This window comes from Galbibacter sp. BG1 (assembly GCF_013391805.1).
Classification (GTDB): Bacteria; Bacteroidota; Bacteroidia; order Flavobacteriales; family Flavobacteriaceae; genus Galbibacter.
In genome coordinates this window covers 3,323,229-3,344,518 of record NZ_CP058364.1, presented here as the reverse complement: position 1 = coordinate 3,344,518, position 21,290 = coordinate 3,323,229, and the positions used below count along the sequence as shown (strand labels likewise).

Here is a 21,290-nt window from a genome sequence, read left to right as displayed (position 1 = left end):
ATCATAAGTGATTCTCCAATATCTCTTTTAAAATAGCTTGTGCTGCATAGGTACGGTTATTTGCTTGTTGAATCACCAAGGACTGATTGCTATCTAGGACTTCATCGGCAACGATCATATTTCGTCTTACAGGAAGACAATGCATAAACTTTGCTTGTTGTATTTTCTCGAGGGTTACCATCCAGCTTTTGTCAGTACTTTTAATTTGTCCATAATCTTTATAACTGCTCCAGTTTTTGGCATATACGAAATCGGCATCCTTAAGTGCTTTATTCTGATCGTAAATTATAGGAGTATTACCGGTAATTTCTGGGTTTAATTCGTAGCCTTCGGGGTGGGTAATTACAAAATCAACATCAATCATTTGCATCATTTTCGCAAAAGAGTTTGGAACTGCATGCGGCAATGCCTTTGGATGTGGCGCCCACGTTAGAACTACTTTTGGACGTTCTTTTTGTTTGTTTTCTGAAATGGTAATAGCGTCTGTTAAGGCCTGTAAGGGGTGTGCAGTGGCACTTTCCATATTGAGAATAGGTACAGAGGCATATTTTTGAAAGCTCTTTATAACCTGCTCTTCCTCATCCTTGGTTTTGTCAGTTAGGGTAGGGAATGCCCTTAACGCAATAATATCTACATATTGGGAAATCACCGCAGCAGCTTCTTTTATATGTTCGGCCGTACCAGCATCCATAACGCTACCATCTTCAAATTCCAATCCCCAACTATCGCTGTTTAAATTCATCGTCATTACTTCCATTCCCAAGTTTTGGGCTGCCTTCTGCGTACTTAAACGGGTCCTTAAACTAGAATTAAAAAAAAGAAGTCCTATGGTTTTATTTTTGCCCACTTCCTTAAATTGAAACGGATTTTCTTTCAGTTTAATGGCTTTTTCTATTAAAGCATCGACATTGTCGATGTCTTCAAGATCGATATATTGTTGCATTTCTATAAGGTTATTTTTGGTTTAATTTTAGTGAAATGGCTGGTATTGGCCACAGCTTCACTAATAAAATTCTCTTTAAGGCCATTTACAATCCACGTTTCTATACCGGCTATACTGGCAATTTCTACGGCGTCCACTTTAGATTTCATTCCTCCTGTGCCATGGGAAGATTTACCATCGGCAACTTCTTGAATCAAACTTTCAAAACCAATTACTTCTTTAATAGTTTCTGGAATACCGCTCTGTATGGATGTTTTGGTATAGATACCATTGGTATTGGTAGCTATAATTAAAAGATCAGCTTTTAAAAGCGCCGCGGTCATGGCTGCCAATTTATCGTTATCTCCAAATTTAATTTCATCCGTGGCAACAGTATCATTTTCATTGATAATGGGAATGTAATCGTTTTCCAACAAAATATTGATGGTGTTTACAATATTCTCTTTAGAGGTTTTGCTTTTAAAATCAGAATAGGAGAGGAGACATTGCGATATTAACAACCCCAATTCCCTAAAATTCTCTTGATAAATTCGCATAAGATGCAACTGACCAATGGAAGCCAGCGCCTGTTTTACATAAATTTCTTTTCCGTTGCTTTCTAGGTTTACAAATTGCTTGGCCGCAGCGATCGCCCCAGAACTTACCACAATAAATTCGTAGTTATCTTTGAGAAGTGCAATTTGCCTAGCAATATCTTCAATTTTACCACGGGAAATATGGTTGGTTTCCCTGGTTAAGGTATTGGAACCTATTTTGAGTACAATTCTTTTTTTGGTGGTTGTTTTCATTTTTTAGTTGAAAAATGACATAAAAAAGCCCGAAAAGCTTAACTTTTGTATAAAAATACGGGTTGTTATTTACTTTTCGGGCTTTTGTGCTATATACTTATTTGTTTTTTAAACAATCATTCAATTTTGGTAAAAGCAGTATTTTGATTGATGGTATTTAGAATAAAATTATCTTCTAAACCGTTAACAATCCAAGTCTCGATATTGGCTTTATTGGCAATTTCCAAAGCAATTACTTTAGAACTCATTCCACCGGTACCATGAGAAGATTTATCTTCGTCTACCACTTCTTTTTTAAGATCAGAGAAGTTCTCTACTTCTTCAATTGTTTTAGGAGATCCATCCTTAAAAGATTGTTTGGTGTAAATACCATTGGTATTGGTAGCAATAATCAATAAATCCACCTTTAAAAGGGCAGCGGTAAGAGCTGCTAATTTATCATTATCCCCAAACTGTATTTCATCGGTAGCCACGGTGTCATTCTCATTAATAATTGGAATGTATCCATTATCTACCAAAATATTTATAGTATTAACAATGTTCTCTTTTGATACGTCTTTTTCAAAATCTGAATAAGAAAGCAAACATTGAGAAGCCAATAAACCAAGCTCTCTAAAACTTTCTTGGAAAATACGTATTAAATGCGGCTGACCGATAGAGGTCAATGCCTGTTTAACATTAATGTCTTCGCTATAAGTACTCTCTAAGTTTACAAATTGCTTAGCTACTACTTTAGCTCCAGAACTTACAATTACGAATTCGTAGTCGTCTTGAAGTTCGGCGATTTGTCTACCAATATCTTCCAATTTACCTCTTGATATTTGGTCTGACTCTTTTGTAAGCGTATTAGATCCTATTTTTAAAAGAATTCTTTTCTTCTTTTTTTTGGGCTTACTCATTTTTTTTAATTTATAGTTATGTTATAGTTGTGTGCTCTTGCGAGCTTTGTAATTACTAAATTTATTTCTACGGATACTTATCTTATCTGTCCTTCTCCGTGAATATACCATTTATTGGTTACTAAATGTTCAAGACCAATAGGACCACGTTGGTGAAGCTTATCGGTACTTATGGCCAATTCCCCACCTAGTCCAAGTGCACCACCATCGGTAAATCTAGTGGATGCGTTATGGTATACTGCAGCCGAATCTACGGTAGTCATAAATAAATCGGCAACATCACTGTCTTTCGTAATGATAGAAGCAGAATGCCCGCCAGAATATTTATTTATTTTAGCGATGGCGTCTTCTACAGAATCAATCACTCCAATAACAATTTTATAATCTAAAAATTCCTCGTACCAAATGTTATCATCGTTAATAACAGTAACATTGTCTAGGTCTGATAACTCCTTATCAACGTATATATCCACCTTATACTCTTCCAATTTCGCTTGTAATTTCTTTACAAACTCTTTGTAATTGGGAAGATTGGAATCTATTAAAACCTTATCTAGGGCATTACATGCAGATATCTTTGCCGTTTTTGCATTGATAATAACTTTCATTGCCAAATCAAGATCTGCATTTTTATGTACGTGCACAAAGTTATTTCCTCGTCCACTCACTATAACAGGGCAATTGGCGTTTTCTTTTACAAATTGAATTAAACGCTCCCCACCCCTTGGTACAATAAGGTCTATTTGTTGTGTCGGGTTTTCTAAGAAAGCCTGTGTTTCTTGACGGTTGTACTGCAAGTACTCTACCCATTCAATAGAAACACCGTGTTTCTTCATTGCTTTGTGCCAAAGGTCTACAATTAAAAGGTTGGAGTTTAAAGACTCTTTACCACCTTTCAATAAAATTTTGTTTCCAGATTTGAATGCAATTCCAGCTGCTTCTACAGTTACATCTGGTCTTGACTCATATATAATCATGATAGTCCCGAAAGGTGCCGTTTTATTAAAGACATCCATTCCGTTATCATGTTTGAAGTGGAACCGCTCTTTACCCAAAGGATCATCCTGCGATGCCAATTCTTTCAATGAAGCTATCATACCATCTATTTTAGCATCATCTACTTTAAGACGGTCTTCCATAGCGAGATCTTCACCGTTGTAACCGTCTAGGTCTTTCTTGTTTTCTTTCATGATAGCATTTTTCTCCTCTCGGATAAGCTCTGCCATCGTTAATAATACATTATTTCTTTCGGAAATTGTTAGTATTTTATTCATTACAAGTTGTGATTTTTTAAAACATCAGACAATGAAATTAAAAAGGTGTCTATATGATGTTTTTCAATCGTTAATGGCGGTAATATTCGTAATAAGTTCTTATTTGACGAGCCGCCTGTAAATATTTTTTTCTCGTAAATAAGCTCTTTTCTTATTTCTGACACATTAAGTTCAAACTCCATACCAAGCATCAATCCTTTACCTTTAAGTTTTTGTAAACTCTTGATTTCCTTGGCTTTTTCTTTAAAATAAGCAGAAATTTTATTGACGTTATCTATTAAATTTTCATTTTCGATAACCTCCAGAACCGCAAGGGCAGCGGCGCATGCCAAGTGATTGCCCCCAAAGGTGGTGCCCAACATTCCATGCTTAGCTTTAAATTTAGGATGGATTAATACACCCCCAATTGGGAATCCATTTCCCATCCCTTTTGCAACTGTAATTATGTCAGCCTCTATGTCATGATGCTGGAATGCGAAAAATTTTCCGCTGCGACCGTAACCCGATTGAATTTCATCTAAAATGAGTACCACATTGTGTTTATCGCACAACTGCCTAACTCCTTGCAGAAATTCGGTTGTAGGTTCATCCAATCCGCCAACACCCTGAATGGGCTCAATAATAACCGCACAAACGTCACCGAACGCTAATTCATAATCTAAAGAGTGAAGTTGGTTAAAAGGAAGGAATGTTGTGACGTTGTGCTGGCTATTGATAGGAGCGTTGATCGCCCTATTGTCAGTTGCTGCAACTGCAGCTGATGTTCTTCCATGAAACGCATTTGTAAAAGCTATAACGCGTGCTTTATTGGTATGAAAGGACGCTAGCTTCAATGCATTTTCGTTGGCTTCTGCTCCAGAATTGCAAAGAAATAAATCGTATTCCTCGCAATTAGAAAGCCTTCCTAACTTTTCTGCCAATTCCACTTGAAGCGGATTTTGAATGGCATTGGAGTAGAAGCCTAGTTTGTTTACTTGCTCGGTAATGCGTTCTACATAAGTAGGGTGCGCATGACCAATTGAGATAACGGCATGACCTCCATAAAGGTCTAAATAGGCCCCATCGTTCTCATCGTAAACATACAATCCTTTTCCCTTTACAGGAGTTATATTGTATAAAGGATAAACATCAAACAGTTTCATTTATTGTATTAAATAGTTGAAATTTTGTCAGTTTTTAGGTTTGTAACACAGCTCTTCAGAAATGTTACGATCTTAAGCCCTCTCTGCGCAAAACTTAATTAATATCACTTATTCTTTTGTAAGCTGCCATAATACCTTTTATTACCGCCGAGCTTAACCCATTGTGCTCCATAGCATTTAAACCTTCTATGGTACAACCCTGTGGTGTGGTTACATTATCTACCTCCACTTCGGTATGGGTACCATCTTCAATTAACGCTGCTGCACCAATTGCTACCTGAGCAGAAATTTCCTGTGCTTCGTGAGGATGAAAGCCCATTTGCACCCCACCTTGCGTAAGCGCACGCAAAAATCGAAGAAAGAAAGCGGTACTACTAGCTCCAAGAACGGTAGCCGCTTGCATTAAACGCTCTTCAATAACCATGGTTTTACCAATGGTTCCAAACATTTTCTCTACAAACTGAACGTCTTCGTGTTCGATATCGTCCGCGCAGATAAAAGACATGGACTGTTGTTTAACGGCCGCTGTATTTGGCATTGCTCTAATTACCTTGTTCTTAGGAACCACTTCGTTGATTTCATTAATGGAAACCCCCGTTACGGTAGAAATTAAAACTTGATCCTTGGTTAGATGATTTTTAATTTCCTGAAGAACCACTTTCAATATTCTGGGTTGAATACATAAAATTACCCATTTTGAGTCTTTAATGGCCTCGATATTGTCGGATGTTACGGAAACACCGGCTTGTTTTTTAATAATTTCCAGATTTTCATCTGATTTGTCTGCTACTAAGATATCCTTTGAATCTAACAAATCGCTGGATGCAATTCCTGTAATGATTGATTTTCCTAGATTTCCTGATCCAATTACGGTAACTTTCATTTTGTTTTGTTTTTTGTTTTTAGAAATAACTTCCTTTTAAATTTAATCCGTCACTTTCATCCAACCCGAAAATTAAATTCATGTTTTGTACTGCCTGTCCAGAGGCGCCTTTTATTAAATTATCGATGACACTAGTGATAAGCAATACATCTTCGTGTTTATGAAGATGAATAAAACAATTGTTGGTATTTACAACTTGTTTTAAATGAATTTCTTTTTCAGATATATGTGTGAACGGGTCTCTAACATAAAAATCCTTGTATAAATTCCAAGTTTCTTCCAAACTATTTTCAAATTTTAGGTATGATGTTACAAAAATACCTTTAGTGAAATTACCTCTTTGCGGTAGCATAAGTATAGTTGGCTGGTCGTTTTGGAGACTCACAATACTTTGATTGATCTCTCCTAAGTGTTGGTGTGTAAAGGGTTTGTACCAAGAAATGTTGTTGTTTCTCCAACTGAAATGAGATGTTGCAGAAGGGGAAACTCCGGCTCCGGTACTGCCAGTTGTGGCATTAATATGAACAGTTTCTTTTAAAAGCTTATTTTTTGCCAAAGGAAGCAATGCCAATTGAATGGCAGTAGCAAAACATCCTGGGTTCGCAATATTGTTTGCATTTGAAATAGCTTCTTTTTGTAATTCTGGCAAACCATAGACAAACTCCCTTCCGTTATAACTGGCATCTTTATTTAAACGGAAATCATTGCTTAAGTCGATGACTTTCGTTTTGTTGGAAAAGGTATGTTCGTCTAAAAAAGTTTTGGAATTTCCATGACCAAGACATAAAAATAATACGTCTACCTTCGGGTTGATGGTACCGGTAAATTTTAGGTCAGTAATGCCTAAAAGGTCTTCATGTGTTTCTGCGATTGACTTTCCTGCCCGGGTGGTGCTGTACACAAAGTCAATTTCCACATGTGGATGATGCGTTAATATTCGTATCAGTTCACCCCCGGTATATCCCGAACCGCCTATAATTCCTGCTTTTATCATTATTAATTGTGCTTTTATTTTCTGTCAGGTCGAGCCTGCCTATGTCGGCAGACAGGCGCAGTGGAGACCTAATTTTAAGGAGTTTGTTTATAGATCCTCTCGACTGCGCTCGAGGGACAAACAATTAAACTACTTCCTATTTACCGCTTGATGGATTTTAGCTGCATTGGAATTTATTTTTATAAACCCTTTGGCTTCTTCTGCCGTCCATCCTTTGTTCATTTCGCCGTAACTTCCAAACTTAGCATTCATTAAATCATGTTTAGACTGTATTCCGTCAATAAAGAATCGGTATGGATATAAACTTACCCAAACATCTCCTATAACATTTTTTTGCGCATCGGTCATAAACGCTTCGATATTCCGCATTACCTCATCCAGATAATTCCCTTCATGGAGCAGCATCCCATACCAATTGGCCAGATAATCTTTATGTTGTTGCTGCCACTTGGTAAGTACGTGTTTTTCTAAAGTATGGTGTGCTTTAATGATAATCATAGGTGCAGCTGCCTCAAAACCAACCCTTCCTTTAATCCCAATAATGGTATCTCCTACATGAATATCCCTTCCTATTGCAAAGGCCGATGCAATTTTGTCTAACTTCTCAATAAGATTAATCGCTTTGTCTTTTTTTCCATCGATGGCGGTAAGTTCTCCTTTGGTAAAAGTAAGCTTGATTTTTTGGGTACCCATATTTTCAAGCTGACTAGGGTAAGCTTCGTTGGGTAAGGGGAGGTGAGAGGTAAGTGTTTCATCACCGCCTACACTAGTTCCCCACAAACCTTTATTGATGGAATATTTGGCTTTTTCCCATTGCATGTTCACTCCCTTTGATTTTAAGAAGTCTATTTCTTCTTGCCTCGAAAGCTTATTGTCTCGAATTGGGGTGATAATTTCTATTTCTGGCGCCAATATTTGAAAGATCATATCAAAACGAACTTGGTCGTTTCCGGCACCGGTACTTCCGTGGGCAATAAATTTTGCTCCGTTTTCTTTTGCAAAGTTTACAATCTCAATAGCCTGTACAATTCGCTCTGCACTTACCGATAATGGGTAAGTATTGTTTTTAAGTACGTTTCCGTAGATAAGGAACTTAACCACTTTATCGTAAAATGTTTGTACGGCATCTATGGAAGTATAGCTTTTGGCTCCTAGCGCTATGGCCTTTTCTTCTATGTTCTTAATTTCTTCTTTAGAAAAACCTCCTGTATTAACACTTACAGCATGCACTTCATATCCGGTTTCAGATAAATGCTTGGCACAATAAGAAGTATCTAAGCCGCCGCTGTATGCTAAAACTAATTTTTTCATTTTTAATTAATTTTTGTCTTTTTCTTTTTTTAAAAAAAGGGTTTGTTTTATACTTTTTAATCGAGTAAACACTTTAGAATCGTATTTATGCTTATGCTTTTTCTGTTCTTTTTCAACGGGATCGTATAGCATTCCCGTACAAAGGCACATTTTACCTTCGTTTCGAGTAAGAATATCAAAGTTTTTGCAGGTTTTACAACCGTTCCAGAAGCTGGGGTCATCCGTTAGCTCAGAAAATGTAACGGGTTCATAACCAAGGTCGTAATTTATCTTCATAACAGCCAGTCCTGTAGTGATTCCAAAGATTTTTGCATCCGGAAATTTATTTCGACTGTGCTGAAAAACTTTCTTCTTTATTTCCGTAGCAAGGCCCTGTCCCCTAAAATCTGGATGAACTATGAGTCCCGAATTGGCTACAAATTTTCCATGCCCCCATGTTTCGATGTAGCAAAATCCAGCAAATTTTTCTTTATCTAAAGCAATTACCGCATTACCATTCTGTATTTTGGTAGTAATATACTCTGGAGTTCTTTTTGCAATACCAGTGCCGCGTTGACGCGCAGACTCATCGATGGTGTCGCAAATTTCTTGAGCATATTTTATGTGCGTATCGTTTGCAATATATATTTGCATTCAATTACTGATTAAAATTATTAAAATAGGATTAAAAGTTTGTTTTGAGAGGAGAGCCGGACACACCAAGCTCTATAAAGATAGCTGCACCCTTACGGGCGACGGCGACGTGGAAAGCGAACTTGACGTACGGGAACCAAAGCATAAGAAGGGGTTGTCGTAGAAAACAACCTCTTAAATATGATTTGTATTTTTTTTCCTAACTGTTGCATTATGCAAATGTTCGTTTGTCTATTATTGAAGTACAATATTATGAATTATAATTAGATTAAAAGTCGTAATCTTTGTTAAATTTGTAACAACTTTAAAAAACTTGCTATTTTATATGAAAAGAACTGTTAAACAATTTAATATAAATGATATTGAACTGTTTAAAAAGAAGCTTTTTCACTGGGCTACCAACTTCGATGAAGTTGTTTGGTTAGACAGTAATTTTTACAAGCAATCTCACAGTAATTTTGAGTCTTTGCTGGCTGTAGAGGCCTTTACATCTATAAAAACCGATTACCATAATGCTTTTGAAGATTTAAAGGAATACCAATCGGTTACCAAAGATTGGCTTTTTGGTTACCTCACGTATGATTTAAAAAATGATGTGGAAAATCTTTCTTCATCAAACCACGACGGACTTCTTTTTCCAGATTTATTTTTTTTTCAGCCTAAGCGGTTATTTTTGTTGAAAGAAGATCGAGTAGAGTTTCATTATCTAGGGATGATTGATGATGAAATCGAGGAAGATTACCAAGCAATCCTTAGTTATTTAGATGATGAAGTCTATCTTGATGAGGCAAAGGAGGATATTAAAATAAGATTACGCATCCACAAAGATGAATATTTTGCCAAGGTAAATACCATGTTGGCACATATTCATAGAGGGGATATTTATGAGGCCAATTTTTGCCAGGAGTTCTATGCCGAGGATACAGCAATCGATCCCATCAAAACATTTCAAAATTTAAATAAAATTTCCCAACCTCCGTTTGCTACATTTTTAAAATATGAGGGAAAATATCTTTTGTCGGCCTCGCCAGAACGCTATATCAAAAAAAAAGGTACAGAAATTATTTCCCAGCCTATTAAAGGAACGGCCCGAAGAGCTTCTAATCCTGAAGAAGATGCGCTTTTGGTAAAGGATTTGCAGCAAGATGAAAAGGAGCGATCGGAAAATGTAATGATTGTAGATTTGGTTCGAAACGACCTTTCCCGGGTGGCAATTAAAGGGAGTGTGCAAGTAGAAGAGCTCTGCAAAGTGTATACGTTTATGCAGGTGCATCAACTGATATCTACAGTTAAGGCAACTGTGTCAGAAGAATTACACCCCGTAGATATTATCAAAGCTGCATTCCCGATGGGTAGTATGACGGGAGCACCAAAGCTTTCAGCCATGAAAATCATCGAAGAGTTGGAAGAAACAAAACGCGGTTTGTACAGTGGTGCTGTCGGATATTTCAGTCCGAATGGAGATTTCGACTTTAATGTTATCATTAGAAGTATTTTGTACAACGATTATTTAAAATACATTTCATTTTCTGTAGGTAGTGCCATAACCTCTAAGTCAAAACCTGAGAACGAATACGAAGAATGCCTTATAAAAGCGAAGGCAATGCGGGAAGCTTTGGAAAATTGATTACTTTTAAGGTCAAAATTAACCAACTACCCAAAATGAAAAAACATTATCTACTCTTATTATTTACATTTACTACAGCCTTTTTATCCGCGCAAAACAACAATCCGGTTTTTCCTGGTTGGTATGCAGATCCTGAGGGAATTATTTTTGATAAGGAATATTGGATTTTCCCTACCTATTCTGCGCCCTTCGATGAGCAAGTATTTTTAGATGCTTTCTCTTCTCCAGATTTGGTAACATGGAAGAAGCACGAACGTATTATCGATACGGCGGAAGTTTCTTGGGCGAAAAGAGCCATGTGGGCGCCTTCCATTATTGAAAAAGACGAAAAATATTATTTGTTTTTTGGTGCAAATGACATTCAGAGCGATAAGGAATTGGGAGGAATTGGCGTGGCGATTTCCGATACTCCTGGAGGACCTTATAAAGATTTGCTTGGAAAACCTCTAATCGGAAAATTCCATAATGGGGCACAGCCTATCGATCAATTTGTTTTTCATGACAAAGACGGACAATATTATTTAATATACGGTGGATGGAAACATTGCAACATCGCCAAATTAAATGATGATTTTACAGGTTTTATTCCATTTGAAGATGGCGTGGTCTTTAAAGAGATTACTCCGGAAGGTTATGTGGAAGGACCATTTATGTTTATTCGTAACGGCAAGTATTATTTTATGTGGTCTGAAGGAGGGTGGACAGGGCCTAATTACAGCGTAGCTTATGCTATTGCCGATTCGCCACTTGGACCTTTTAAGCGTATTGATAAAATTCTCCAGCAAGATCCAAATATTGCCACTGGGGCTGGGCATCATTCTGTAATAAAAGTTCCAAATGAAGACACTTATTACATCGTGTATCATCGAAGACCGCTTACTGAAACCGATGGGAATTCAAGGGAAACCTGTATCGATATTATGAAATTTGATGATAACGGCCATATTTTACCAGTAAAAATAACCGAAGAAGGAGTAGGGGCGAACCCATTACAATAGGGAATAAGAATAAGGATTATTTTAGTTTTTATAAAGGGCTTTTTCGGGAAAACTGGAAACTTCAAACGGTAAGCTTAGGGAAAGGCTGTATGGTCGAAGCTTTGTAAAATCGAGTTTTTACCTATTATTTGGTTAACAAGCTCGAATTAAGACATTTTTATTCATCAAAACCTGGGCGTACAAATTGGCGCACCTTTGGAAACTCTTTAAGAATGTCCTTACGAGTTCTGTCTAAAACTGCTAGTATCTCTAAAACTTCATTCTCTCGCTCGTTAAAAAGTTCGAGTAAAGTCTCCCATGATTTTAAAGATCTTTCAACACTAATAAGAGCGACTTTTGCCGATCCATTGGCATCATTTTGAATTTCATCCTCAAACTCCCAATTTACTTCTCTATTTTTCAAGGCACGCATGAGTTTAATGTGTATTTGATGGTAATCCCACTGAATAATGGACAAGGCTTCATTAATTTCAAGAAGGTTAATGGTATCCTGCTTTTTGTAAATGCCTAGGTTCTCTTTTTCTAACAATTCTTCCCCGAACTTATAAAATAGTGCAGCATTTTTTTGTGTCCATTCATAAGCCATATAAGAATATTTTTTACTGTTGATGGCTATTGGATGTTCTATCGCCTCCAATTCCTTTTGTTTTTCAGCTTCTTCATTTATTCGTAGTGCTTCTAAGTCAATTCCACTTTCTTTGGCTATTTCCTCAAACATTTCCAGGGCAATTAATAAACTTTCATTGGTTTTTTCCATGGAATTTTTCACTGCTTCTTTTTCTTCTTCTGAAGATTTGCCTTTCTGTACTTTGGTGTCCATCGTATACACACTGCACTTTTCGGAATAACTACAGCGCTCGCACCAACGGTCGCAATAGTTATGAATTCCGGAGATAAATTGGCTACCATTGAAAATTTTTAAAAACTCTTTTTTATTCATAAAAGCATATTTTCTTTTAGCAATTTAATAAAAAATAATCTCTTTAAAATAGAGTGTTTCTCATTTCATTTTCCGATTTTAGGGGAGAATTAATATGCCCCTTTTGATTTATGCAGCATCAAGGTTTCGATTTTTACTACCGTAACAAGCGTTTGTTCGGGCAATATTGGCATGGCGACAGCCCAAAAGCCGTTGTTATTTTGGTTCATGGAATGGGAGAGCATAGCGGCCGCTATACCGGATCCATTATTCCAGAACTGGTGTATGCTGGCTATGCTGTGATATCATACGACCAATTTGGGCATGGACATTCTGAAGGGAAGAGAGGGCATTGCCCAAGTTATAATGCTGTTTTAAACTGTATAGACGAAATATTGGAAAAGAAAAACGAACTCTTTCCAGACTTACCGGTTTTTCTTTATGGGCATAGTTTAGGGGGAAATGTAGTTATTAATTACGTAATGCAGCGTACTTCAAATTTTGTGGGTGTTGTAGCTACGAGTCCGTTTTTACGAATGGCTTTCGATCCACCTTCTTGGAAATTATCCGTAGGAAAGCTTTTTTATTACTTTTTCCCATTTGTAACCTTACCAAGTGGTATTGAACCCAAATATATTTCCAGGGATGAGCAAGAAGTAGAAAAATATAAAGACGATCCGCTAGTTCATGATCGTGTAAGCCCTAATTTTACCTTCCCTTTTATAAAATGGGGAGAATGGGCACTTAACAATCCTAAGAAATTAGAAACACCCTTACTTTTGTTGCATGGAACGGGCGATTACATAACAAGCCATTGGGCGAGCAAAGCATTCGCTAAACAATCGGATTATATTACTTTTAAACTTTATAAGGGAGGATATCACGAACTACATAATGACTTGGAGAGAGAAGATGTTTACGAAACTGTAATTTCTTGGTTGGATGCTTCTTTGCAATCTTCACAAGCGGAAAAAACAAAAAAGTATTAATTAGCCAAAATGGCTCTTTTTATATTCTGAAGGGGATTTCCCAGTGTATTCCAAAAACTTTTTACTAAAATAGCTTCTGTTGTTAAAGCCTATACGATAACAAACATCAGAAATATTCAAAGAAGGATTCAACAATAGGGAAGCGGCAAAATCCATTTTTAACTTCAAAATATATTTATTTGCTGTTAATCCATAGGTTTTATGAATAATTTGTTGAAGTTTATTTCCGTTAATTCCAGTGCTCAGCTGTAAATCCTTTAGATTAAAGTTCTTATCGATATGTAAATTTATAAAACGATCGATAGCTTCAATTTCTTTCCAGTATTCCTTTTGTGTTGTGCTAATCCTGGCTAAAAAGGTGTTTTCGAAATATCTAATTTGACTTACCAATATTTGAAGCACCGTACTATGCATTTGTAATTGTTCTAACACTCCCGAAGATTGATCATCCCATAATTTTTTAGCAATATTATTAACGCCAATGTCGATTCCACCAGCATCATGAAAATAGCCATTCTCTAAATTGGTGGTAATGTAATTTCTAAAAGCTTCGTTTAATAAAAAAGGCTTATCGATGTCGTTTATTTCCAACAACAAACTGGTATTAATTACAATATACTGCAAATGTACATTGGCGGGAAGCCTGGATTGATGTTCAAATTCTTTTTTTAAGTAAAATAAATTATGGTGAAGTTCTTTTAGGGTGATGTAGTTTTCTTCTACTTTCGATTTTTGAAGAATAAAGCCTTTATGAAAAAACAAAAAATAGAGTAGGTTGGTGTCTTTTTCAATTATCGAATAATTAATTTCTTCAAAAAATGTAATATCGTAGATTAGAGCTTCTATTCTACCAAATAAATGTAAGGCTCTAATTTCTCCTTTGGCAAGGGAATTATCAACTTTTAAAACTTTGTTGTTCCCAATAACCTCCAAAGTACCGCCAATAACAGTTTGGATATCCATAAGGACAGAGGAGACATTCTCCTTTGCCATTTTAATTAATTTCATTTTTGTAAGAAAAGTTAATCTAATAAGAGTGTTACAAAAATATAAATTACCCTTCTTATTTAAAACTTTTTTATTGCTGTTAAGCCATTAAAAGGAACAAAATCGGTGGTTAATTTGTTTTTACCATGCGCAATCGTTGAGGAAAAGAGTAGAGCATTAGAAAAAATTACCAGAAACCTCGATTAGGTGAGGTTCCTGGTGTTCCCTTGTAAATATATCTCTTTATCTTAAATTGTTGTTACGCTTATATTTTCAATGTTGTGTACAAACAGAATGGACTCCATGCACACGCTATTTTTATTAAGAAGATTAGTGCTTGAAAAAAATTGCTTTCTACTGATCATTTTCTTCGTTTAGTTGAAAAGGATAAATAACTTTCCAGTCTTCCTTCATATTAACCAAAGTCCAGCCCTTTTCTTCAGCTTCATCTAAGCCTATGTTAAATTGACCGATATGCGAGTCCCTATCGTAAGCCCATTCGCGTTCGGCATCGGTATGATGTACATAAAGTTTAAATGTTTTGTAGCTATTGGCATCCGCCCATCGTAGCATTTGTAAGTCACCATCAGAATTTCCTGCAGCGAAAACAGGTTTTTTACCAATATACCTGTTAATGCCCACGGGTTTACCTTCTTTATCGTCGATTAAATCGATTTTAGCCAATCTTTTTATCTCTGGTTTTCCATCGTTCCATGTGTATTCGGTTTGTACACTACTTCCTACTACGTTTTCTTTTGGAATACTGTATACACGTTCTGTCCAAGGTCTCATGAATTCAATTCCACCTCCAGACACAATAAATACTTTAAAATTATTGGCTCGAAGATAGTCAAGTAACTCCAACATAGGTTGATAAATCAATTCGGTAAAAAGTTTATCTTTTTCAGGATGTTTTGCTGTGGAGATCCAATCGTTCACCAATGTTTCAAATTCGTCGGTAGTCATTCCCGCATGGGTTGTCATTATTATTTCCACCAAGCCGTTTTTGCCTTGTTTCATTAAGGTTGGCATGTCGTTTTCTAAAACTGCCTTGTAAGGCTGTTTGTTTTTCCATTCTGGATGGTTCTCTGCCATTTTTTTTATTCGGTCTAGCGCAAAAAAGAATTGAAAATAAATAGGTTGTTCACTCCATAAGGTACCATCGTTATCGAAAGTTGCAATACGATCCGTGACAGGGATAAAATTGGAGCTATTTTCATCAGAGATGTCTTTCACATAGGCCATAATGGCCTCCTTACTGGAACCTTCATTCCAAGAGGGTAGTGGATCTTCTTCTACTGTTTCAGCAGGAGTACTTACATTTTCAGACGGTACTTCTTTTTTGGTTTCGCAACTTGCAATCAGTAAAAACATCAAAAAAAGAAAAGATAATTTCTTTGCTATTAAAAGTGTATTGATCTTCATTTTTAATTTTTTAAACTATTCTATTTGTATAATTACTTAGTTTTTTTGTCCTTATTCTTGTCTTTCCAAATAATAGCTTGTACTGACATGGTTTCAATTTCAGCTTCACTGATTTCATTACCTTCGGCATCTTTCGCATCCAGTAAATACATGATGTTTGAGGTATCGTCATAGAGAAACACCTGTCCATGCTTAACCATGTGTTTTAGGTCTTTTCTAAGTTTTTTAACTTCTTTTGTAGACATTCCGGCCTGCACGTCATAGACATCCTTATGATGCCTGTGGGTAAAAATTATTTGGTCGATGTTACCATTTCCATCACTTACGACCTGTAAGGAATCTTTTTCTTTTCCTTTTTTATTGTAACTAGTTATGGTTTGAGTTTCATCTAAGGGTACAATGGCCTCGTCTACCTCAATTTCATTAGCTATATAATCGTTGGCTTCTAACTTACTGTGTATGTCTTCTTTGCTGTGTACTTCATAATCAGCATTAGGCGGAGCTTCTGTCATCGATTCGCTATAAGTTTCATTTTCCTTTACTTCCTCGGTAATAGCAGTACTATTATCCATTCCATCAATGGTGGCTTTGGTTGTAAGTGGCATGTCATTAATTTGATGCTCATTTATTAAAAGTACTTGAGCCTCTCGCATGCTGTCTTCTTCTTCAATTACACCTGCACTTTCAATTTCAATATCCTCAGTGGTTTCTTCTTTTTTGGTCTGTTTGCAGCTAATCACTGAAATTGCCAATAATGCAAGTAGCAGAATGGCATAATTACTCTTTATTTTGATTTTTTTTAAAATGATATTCATAATCTTGAATTTAAGGTTAGTATTTTTAGTATTTCATTTACAAAACATATATAGATTTCTTTTAATGGGGAGTATAATTCTAATTTGAAGATACTAAAAAAAACAACAGTATTTAAAAGTTAATTGCCGATGAGGCAATTTATTACGCATATTAATTCCTTTGATTCCATGCCGTACCAAAAGTTATGTAGTAGCCAAAATCATCATTAGACCATGCAAAATCCATCCCAACCCTAAGTTTAAACTTTCGAGCGATTAAATAACGAAAGCCAGTACCGTAATTATAAATCAAATCGGAATTGCCAAAACTTTCGCTTTCGGTAACTGCTTTAGCGAGTCCTCCAAAGCCTACAGCGCTCCATCTTCTAGTAAAATCATAGCGCTGTTCCGTCTCGAGCACATAAGTTTGGTCTCCTTGGTAGCGCGCTAAGGGAACACCTCTTAAAACTATTCCAGGCTGTGCAAAAAAAGGTGCATCCCCCATTAAAAATTCCGCTTGAAACCGTATTCCCGAAACCCAATTTTGTTTTAGTTGAAAGTACTTTAAGGCGATTATCATTAAATCATTAAAGTTATAATCACTACCCGTCCAATCCCTATTTATATGGTAAGCTACGTTTACGTAAAGCCCTTTGTCTGGCGTAAAAACGTTATCCCGATGATCGTATTCGCCTACCAACCCTGGACTGCTTATTAAGGCATTTAAGTCTTTTGGGTCTACAAAGGAGGGGAGATTAGGGTCATTAAAATTTGGTGAGATTTCACTTTTCATAAAAAGATATTCCAGGCCCAGGTAAAATTCGGAATCTCCAATTTGCTTCATAATAGAACCAAAACCTGGAAAGGATTTAAAATTAAATTCAAATTCACTATCCCCAATTATGGGGAGTTTCCTGTAGTAACTCATATTAATGGAGCCATAGCCCATAGCTAAAGAGTATTTAAAACCCAGTTTTATTTGATGTGCACTGTGATAGCCCCCAAAAAAATAAGACTTGTTCCCAGTGTAGGCTCCAAATAAAGAGGTAACATTTGGTGGGATGTACTCTGTTTTTGATTGGTACTTATTAGGTTTTATAAAAATTGGGGCTATCATGATTCCAATATCTCCTAGGGCAGGTTCGGTAATGGGTTGTATAATGGGAATAAATCCAGCAGGGTGAACCAGGAACTCACTTACATCAAACTTATTGTCCAAAGAATCCCTAAAACTCAATTTTTTTTTAGATTGTGAATAGCCAGTTACTTGAAACGAAAACAGAAGTACTATGCAGTATAGAAATGGGATGGACTTAGGCCTCATAAGTACAGGATCTATTAAAATTAACTTTAATTTTTTTTGAAGGCCGAGGGAATAATAACACCAATTTACAGCTATTTCTGCAAAATAGAAATGATAATATAAAAATTATACATACGACAGCTTAAATCTCGATGGAACCTAAATGTTAAGAAGTATGACTTTTAAAACAAAATAATTGCTCCTTGTGAAAAAATCTTTATTTTTAGAAATCTTTTAAGAATTCGAACTAGTTAATAACATATTTATTCAGAAAAAATAAGTTTTTCTGTAACTTTTTACAGATGTTGCTAACTAATTTATATATCTAACTTCAAAACACAACTGAATGAAAAGAAGAGATTTTGTACAACTAACCGGGTTGGGAGCAGGCGCACTTATGATGCCCATGTCTATGATGGGGAAAATAATTCCTGCCGAAGCTCTTTTAGATCCAGGAATGGATGTAGCGATTAAAAAGAAAATGGCCGATGTGGTCTTAAACACAGCCAAATCCCTCGGAGCAACTTATGCAGATGCCCGAATAGGGAGATATTTAAATCAATACGTATTTACCCGAGAGGATAAAGTGCAAAATGTAGTCAATACAGAATCATTTGGTATTGGAATACGTGTTATTGCTAACGGTACTTGGGGTTTTGCCTCTACAAATAGCGTTACAGAAGAAGGCATTAAAAAAGCCACCCAGCAAGCGGTTTCCATAGCAAAAGCTAACGCCACAATCCAAAAAGATCCAGTTAAACTCGCCCCAGTACAGGCTCATGGTGAGGTTTCCTGGAAAACACCCATCAAAAAGAATTTTAAAGATGTTCCGGTTTCAGAAAAAGTAGACCTTCTTTTGTCTGCCAACGCTGCGGCCATGGAAAACGGAGCAGATTATGCAAATTCTGCACTGTTTATGGTAAACGAACAAAAATATTTTGCTTCTACTGATGGTTCTTATATCGATCAAGACATCCATAGAATATGGCCTACTTTTGATGTAACGGCTATTGATAAAAATGCTGGGAAGTTTAAGACCCGTGCCGCAATGAGTGCCCCTATGGGAATGGGGTATGAGTATATGGATGGCTTGGCTTCTGAAAAACTTAAAGGTCCAGATGGCCTAATTCTTTACCGAAACAGTTACGATATGGTAGAGGATGCCAAGACCGCTGCAAAACAGGCCAAAGAAAAATTAACTGCCAAATCGGTTGATCCTGGAAAATACGATTTGGTATTAGAACCCAATCATTTGGGATTAACGATCCACGAATCCGTTGGTCACCCTTTAGAATTGGATCGAGTTTTAGGGTATGAAGCCAATTATGCCGGAACCAGCTTTGCCACATTGGACAAATGGAAGTCGGGCGATTTTAAATACGGAAGCGATATCGTAAATCTCGTTGCCGATAAAACACAGCCAAATTCCCTTGGTGCTGTAGGTTTTGATGACGAAGGAGTGAAAACAAAGAAATGGGATCTTGTTCGAAATGGTATTTTAACCAATTATCAAGCGATCCGGGATCAAGTACATATGATAGACCAAAACGAATCTCATGGTTGTTGTTATGCCCAGAGTTGGAATGATGTTCAGTTTCAAAGGATGCCAAATGTATCTTTAGAACCAGGGAAAGAGAAATATTCTATCGATGAAATGATTAAAGATGTTGAGAAAGGAATTTATATTGCCGGTCGTGGCTCTTATTCCATAGATCAGCAGCGGTATAATTTCCAATTTGGTGGAACTGTTTTTTACGAAATAAAAGATGGTAAAATTGTGGGAATGTTAGAAGATGTTGCCTACCAGTCCAATACGCAAGAATTTTGGAATTCCTGTGCTAAGATTTGTGACGAAAGCGATTACCGTATGTTTGGTTCTTTCTTCGATGGAAAAGGACAACCTTCGCAGATAAGTGCCGTTTCTCATGGAAGTTCTACTTCCAGGTTTAACAATGTAAACGTAATAAATACGGGTAGAAACATTTAATCTCATTTCTCACATTTAATAAGAACATATTATGGCAATATATACAAAAGAAGAAGCAAGAAAAATAATGGAGAAAGCATTAAGTTTTTCTTCAGCAGATACTTGCGAAATAAATATGAGCGGGAGCGAAAGTGGCAATATTCGTTATGCTAGAAATACAGTTTCTACTTCTGGACACCGCTCGAACCAAACGTTGGTAGTTCAATCTAGTTTTGGTAAAAAATCTGGGACGGCAACCATCGACGAATTTGATGATAAGTCGTTAGAAAAAGTAGTAAAAAGGGCAGAAGAGTTGGCTAAACTCTCTCCGGAAAATCCAGAGTTCATGGAACCCCTTGGGCCGCAACAATATGATGAATCCATAACCTATGTGGATGCAACTGCCAAAATTTCGCCAGAATATCGGGCAAGTGTAGCCAATAAAAGTATAGAACCGGCAAGTGTAAAAGATGTTACGGCCGCTGGTTTTTTCGACGATCGTTCTGGTTTTAGCGCAATGCTGAATTCTAAAGGCTTGTTTGCCTATAATCAATCCACTAATGTGGATTTCACAGTTACCATGCGAACAAACGATGGTACAGGTTCGGGATGGGTTACACGCGATTACAATGATGTACGAAAATTTGATGCTTCTGAAGCTTCTAAAGTCGCTATTGATAAGGCAGTAATGTCTAAAGAAGCAAAGGCTATAGAACCTGGTAAATACACTGTTATATTAGAGCCCGCTGCTTCCATAGACCTTTTGGGAAATATGGCTTATTCTTTCGATGCCAGAAGGGCAGATGAAGGGCGAAGTTTTATGTCTAAAGATGGAGGCACTAAACTAGGCCAGAAAATTGTAGATGAAAGGGTAAATATTTATTCAGATCCTTTACACCCAGAAGTTCCGGGAGCTACTTGGAATAGCGAAGGAATGCCGCTAAAAAAAATGAAATGGATTGAAAACGGGGTAGTTAAAAATTTAGCGTACAGCCGTTTCTGGGCCAAAGAAAAAGGGGTAGAACCCGTTCCTTTCCCTTCTAATTTTATTATGGATGGCGGTACGGCCTCTTTAGATGAGCTCATAAAAGGTACCAAAAAAGGAATTTTGGTGACACGTTTATGGTACATTAGAAGTGTAGATCCACAAACGCTACTTTACACTGGATTAACAAGAGATGGTACGTTCTATATCGAGAACGGAAAAATAAAGCATCCGGTTAAGAATTTCAGATTCAATGAGAGTCCCATTATTATGCTGAATAATTTGGAAGCACTTGGAAAACAAGTTCGAATTGATGGGAATTTGGTTCCGTACATGAAAATAAGGGATTTCACCTTTACGAGTTTATCAGACGCTGTATAAATAAGTGTTAAATATAAAAACTGGTTGTATAGAATTGATCTTTACAGCC

The 21,290-nt window shown here is 36.6% G+C and carries 19 protein-coding genes; 5 read left to right on the top strand and 14 right to left on the bottom strand.

The window, feature by feature from the left end; translation table 11 throughout:
* Position 1: 1 nt before the first annotated feature.
* The 9 genes from HX109_RS14515 to HX109_RS14475 form a co-directional block, all read right to left on the bottom strand.
* The gene (locus HX109_RS14515) at positions 2-943 is read right to left on the bottom strand and encodes an N-acetylornithine carbamoyltransferase (RefSeq protein WP_178953277.1); all 942 of its coding nucleotides are present in this window, start codon (positions 941-943) and stop codon (positions 2-4) included.
* Between the two features lie 2 nt (positions 944-945).
* Positions 946-1,731, bottom strand: a complete 786-nt coding sequence (proB, locus tag HX109_RS14510; protein ID WP_178953275.1) for a glutamate 5-kinase — start codon at positions 1,729-1,731, stop codon at positions 946-948.
* Positions 1,732-1,847: 116 nt separating this feature from the next.
* On the bottom strand, positions 1,848-2,630 hold the full coding sequence (proB, locus tag HX109_RS14505) for a glutamate 5-kinase (protein ID WP_178953273.1): 783 nt from the start codon (positions 2,628-2,630) through the stop codon (positions 1,848-1,850).
* A 77-nt stretch (positions 2,631-2,707) separates the two neighbouring features.
* Entirely contained in the window at positions 2,708-3,904 is a 1,197-nt protein-coding gene (locus HX109_RS14500) for a glutamate-5-semialdehyde dehydrogenase (protein ID WP_178953271.1), read from the bottom strand.
* The gene (locus tag HX109_RS14495) at positions 3,904-5,046 is read right to left on the bottom strand and encodes an aspartate aminotransferase family protein (protein ID WP_178953269.1); all 1,143 of its coding nucleotides are present in this window, start codon (positions 5,044-5,046) and stop codon (positions 3,904-3,906) included. Before HX109_RS14495 ends, HX109_RS14500 begins: the two co-directional genes overlap by 1 nt.
* Positions 5,047-5,140: 94 nt before the next feature.
* The gene (gene proC / locus HX109_RS14490; protein WP_178953267.1) at positions 5,141-5,929 is read right to left on the bottom strand and encodes a pyrroline-5-carboxylate reductase; all 789 of its coding nucleotides are present in this window, start codon (positions 5,927-5,929) and stop codon (positions 5,141-5,143) included.
* A gap of 19 nt (positions 5,930-5,948) precedes the next feature.
* Positions 5,949-6,923 carry an N-acetyl-gamma-glutamyl-phosphate reductase gene (gene argC, locus HX109_RS14485; RefSeq protein ID WP_178953265.1) on the bottom strand — a complete coding sequence of 325 codons (975 nt, stop codon included), beginning with the start codon at positions 6,921-6,923 and terminating at the stop codon, positions 5,949-5,951.
* A gap of 129 nt (positions 6,924-7,052) precedes the next feature.
* Positions 7,053-8,234 (bottom strand): argininosuccinate synthase, encoded by a 1,182-nt coding sequence (gene argG / locus HX109_RS14480; RefSeq protein ID WP_178953263.1) that lies wholly within the window; start codon positions 8,232-8,234, stop codon positions 7,053-7,055.
* Between the two features lie 6 nt (positions 8,235-8,240).
* Complete coding sequence (locus tag HX109_RS14475; protein ID WP_178953261.1) at positions 8,241-8,867, bottom strand: GNAT family N-acetyltransferase; 627 nt, start codon at positions 8,865-8,867, stop codon at positions 8,241-8,243.
* Positions 8,868-9,192: 325 nt separating this feature from the next.
* On the opposite strand from HX109_RS14475, the gene pabB reads away from it, so the two are divergent.
* Positions 9,193-10,494 (top strand): aminodeoxychorismate synthase component I, encoded by a 1,302-nt coding sequence (gene pabB / locus HX109_RS14470; protein ID WP_178953259.1) that lies wholly within the window; start codon positions 9,193-9,195, stop codon positions 10,492-10,494.
* A gap of 35 nt (positions 10,495-10,529) precedes the next feature.
* Entirely contained in the window at positions 10,530-11,492 is a 963-nt protein-coding gene (locus tag HX109_RS14465) for a glycoside hydrolase family 43 protein (RefSeq protein WP_178953258.1), read from the top strand.
* A gap of 157 nt (positions 11,493-11,649) precedes the next feature.
* Here the strand turns inward: HX109_RS14465 and HX109_RS14460 are convergent, their stop codons facing one another.
* On the bottom strand, positions 11,650-12,432 hold the full coding sequence (locus HX109_RS14460) for a hypothetical protein (protein ID WP_178953256.1): 783 nt from the start codon (positions 12,430-12,432) through the stop codon (positions 11,650-11,652).
* Between the two features lie 110 nt (positions 12,433-12,542).
* Between HX109_RS14460 and HX109_RS14455 the strand changes: the two genes are divergently transcribed.
* Positions 12,543-13,400, top strand: a complete 858-nt coding sequence (locus HX109_RS14455) for an alpha/beta hydrolase (protein WP_178953254.1) — start codon at positions 12,543-12,545, stop codon at positions 13,398-13,400.
* On the opposite strand, the gene HX109_RS14450 is transcribed toward HX109_RS14455, so the two are convergent.
* From HX109_RS14450 to HX109_RS14435, 4 genes are all read right to left on the bottom strand, one after another.
* Positions 13,401-14,408 (bottom strand): helix-turn-helix domain-containing protein, encoded by a 1,008-nt coding sequence (locus HX109_RS14450; RefSeq protein ID WP_178953252.1) that lies wholly within the window; start codon positions 14,406-14,408, stop codon positions 13,401-13,403. It abuts the gene before it with no gap.
* Between the two features lie 333 nt (positions 14,409-14,741).
* Positions 14,742-15,812 (bottom strand): HAD family hydrolase, encoded by a 1,071-nt coding sequence (locus HX109_RS14445; RefSeq protein WP_178953250.1) that lies wholly within the window; start codon positions 15,810-15,812, stop codon positions 14,742-14,744.
* Positions 15,813-15,844: 32 nt separating this feature from the next.
* A complete protein-coding gene (locus HX109_RS14440; RefSeq protein ID WP_178953248.1) occupies positions 15,845-16,627 on the bottom strand; it encodes a hypothetical protein in 783 nt (260 codons plus the stop codon).
* Between the two features lie 151 nt (positions 16,628-16,778).
* Complete coding sequence (locus HX109_RS14435; RefSeq protein WP_255462710.1) at positions 16,779-17,843, bottom strand: glyceraldehyde-3-phosphate dehydrogenase; 1,065 nt, start codon at positions 17,841-17,843, stop codon at positions 16,779-16,781.
* 412 nt (positions 17,844-18,255) lie between these two features.
* Between HX109_RS14435 and HX109_RS14430 the strand changes: the two genes are divergently transcribed.
* Together HX109_RS14430 and HX109_RS14425 are read left to right on the top strand one after the other, a co-directional pair.
* Positions 18,256-19,896: a TldD/PmbA family protein gene (locus HX109_RS14430; RefSeq protein WP_178953246.1), complete on the top strand. Its 1,641-nt coding sequence runs from the start codon at positions 18,256-18,258 to the stop codon at positions 19,894-19,896.
* Between the two features lie 31 nt (positions 19,897-19,927).
* On the top strand, positions 19,928-21,241 hold the full coding sequence (locus HX109_RS14425; protein WP_178953244.1) for a TldD/PmbA family protein: 1,314 nt from the start codon (positions 19,928-19,930) through the stop codon (positions 21,239-21,241).
* Positions 21,242-21,290 lie beyond the last annotated feature (49 nt).

What these genes read in the sequence shown, in the direction of transcription:
- HX109_RS14515 (WP_178953277.1), bottom strand. Translation starts at nt 943, where the DNA reads ATGCAACAATATATCGATCTTGAAGACATCGACAATGTCGATGCTTTA.
- proB (WP_178953275.1), bottom strand. Translation starts at nt 1,731, where the DNA reads ATGAAAACAACCACCAAAAAAAGAATTGTACTCAAAATAGGTTCCAAT.
- proB (WP_178953273.1), bottom strand. Translation starts at nt 2,630, where the DNA reads ATGAGTAAGCCCAAAAAAAAGAAGAAAAGAATTCTTTTAAAAATAGGA.
- HX109_RS14500 (WP_178953271.1), bottom strand. Translation starts at nt 3,904, where the DNA reads ATGAATAAAATACTAACAATTTCCGAAAGAAATAATGTATTATTAACG.
- HX109_RS14495 (WP_178953269.1), bottom strand. Translation starts at nt 5,046, where the DNA reads ATGAAACTGTTTGATGTTTATCCTTTATACAATATAACTCCTGTAAAG.
- proC (WP_178953267.1), bottom strand. Translation starts at nt 5,929, where the DNA reads ATGAAAGTTACCGTAATTGGATCAGGAAATCTAGGAAAATCAATCATT.
- argC (WP_178953265.1), bottom strand. Translation starts at nt 6,923, where the DNA reads ATGATAAAAGCAGGAATTATAGGCGGTTCGGGATATACCGGGGGTGAA.
- argG (WP_178953263.1), bottom strand. Translation starts at nt 8,234, where the DNA reads ATGAAAAAATTAGTTTTAGCATACAGCGGCGGCTTAGATACTTCTTAT.
- HX109_RS14475 (WP_178953261.1), bottom strand. Translation starts at nt 8,867, where the DNA reads ATGCAAATATATATTGCAAACGATACGCACATAAAATATGCTCAAGAA.
- pabB (WP_178953259.1), top strand. Translation starts at nt 9,193, where the DNA reads ATGAAAAGAACTGTTAAACAATTTAATATAAATGATATTGAACTGTTT.
- HX109_RS14465 (WP_178953258.1), top strand. Translation starts at nt 10,530, where the DNA reads ATGAAAAAACATTATCTACTCTTATTATTTACATTTACTACAGCCTTT.
- HX109_RS14460 (WP_178953256.1), bottom strand. Translation starts at nt 12,432, where the DNA reads ATGAATAAAAAAGAGTTTTTAAAAATTTTCAATGGTAGCCAATTTATC.
- HX109_RS14455 (WP_178953254.1), top strand. Translation starts at nt 12,543, where the DNA reads ATGCAGCATCAAGGTTTCGATTTTTACTACCGTAACAAGCGTTTGTTC.
- HX109_RS14450 (WP_178953252.1), bottom strand. Translation starts at nt 14,408, where the DNA reads ATGAAATTAATTAAAATGGCAAAGGAGAATGTCTCCTCTGTCCTTATG.
- HX109_RS14445 (WP_178953250.1), bottom strand. Translation starts at nt 15,812, where the DNA reads ATGAAGATCAATACACTTTTAATAGCAAAGAAATTATCTTTTCTTTTT.
- HX109_RS14440 (WP_178953248.1), bottom strand. Translation starts at nt 16,627, where the DNA reads ATGAATATCATTTTAAAAAAAATCAAAATAAAGAGTAATTATGCCATT.
- HX109_RS14430 (WP_178953246.1), top strand. Translation starts at nt 18,256, where the DNA reads ATGAAAAGAAGAGATTTTGTACAACTAACCGGGTTGGGAGCAGGCGCA.
- HX109_RS14425 (WP_178953244.1), top strand. Translation starts at nt 19,928, where the DNA reads ATGGCAATATATACAAAAGAAGAAGCAAGAAAAATAATGGAGAAAGCA.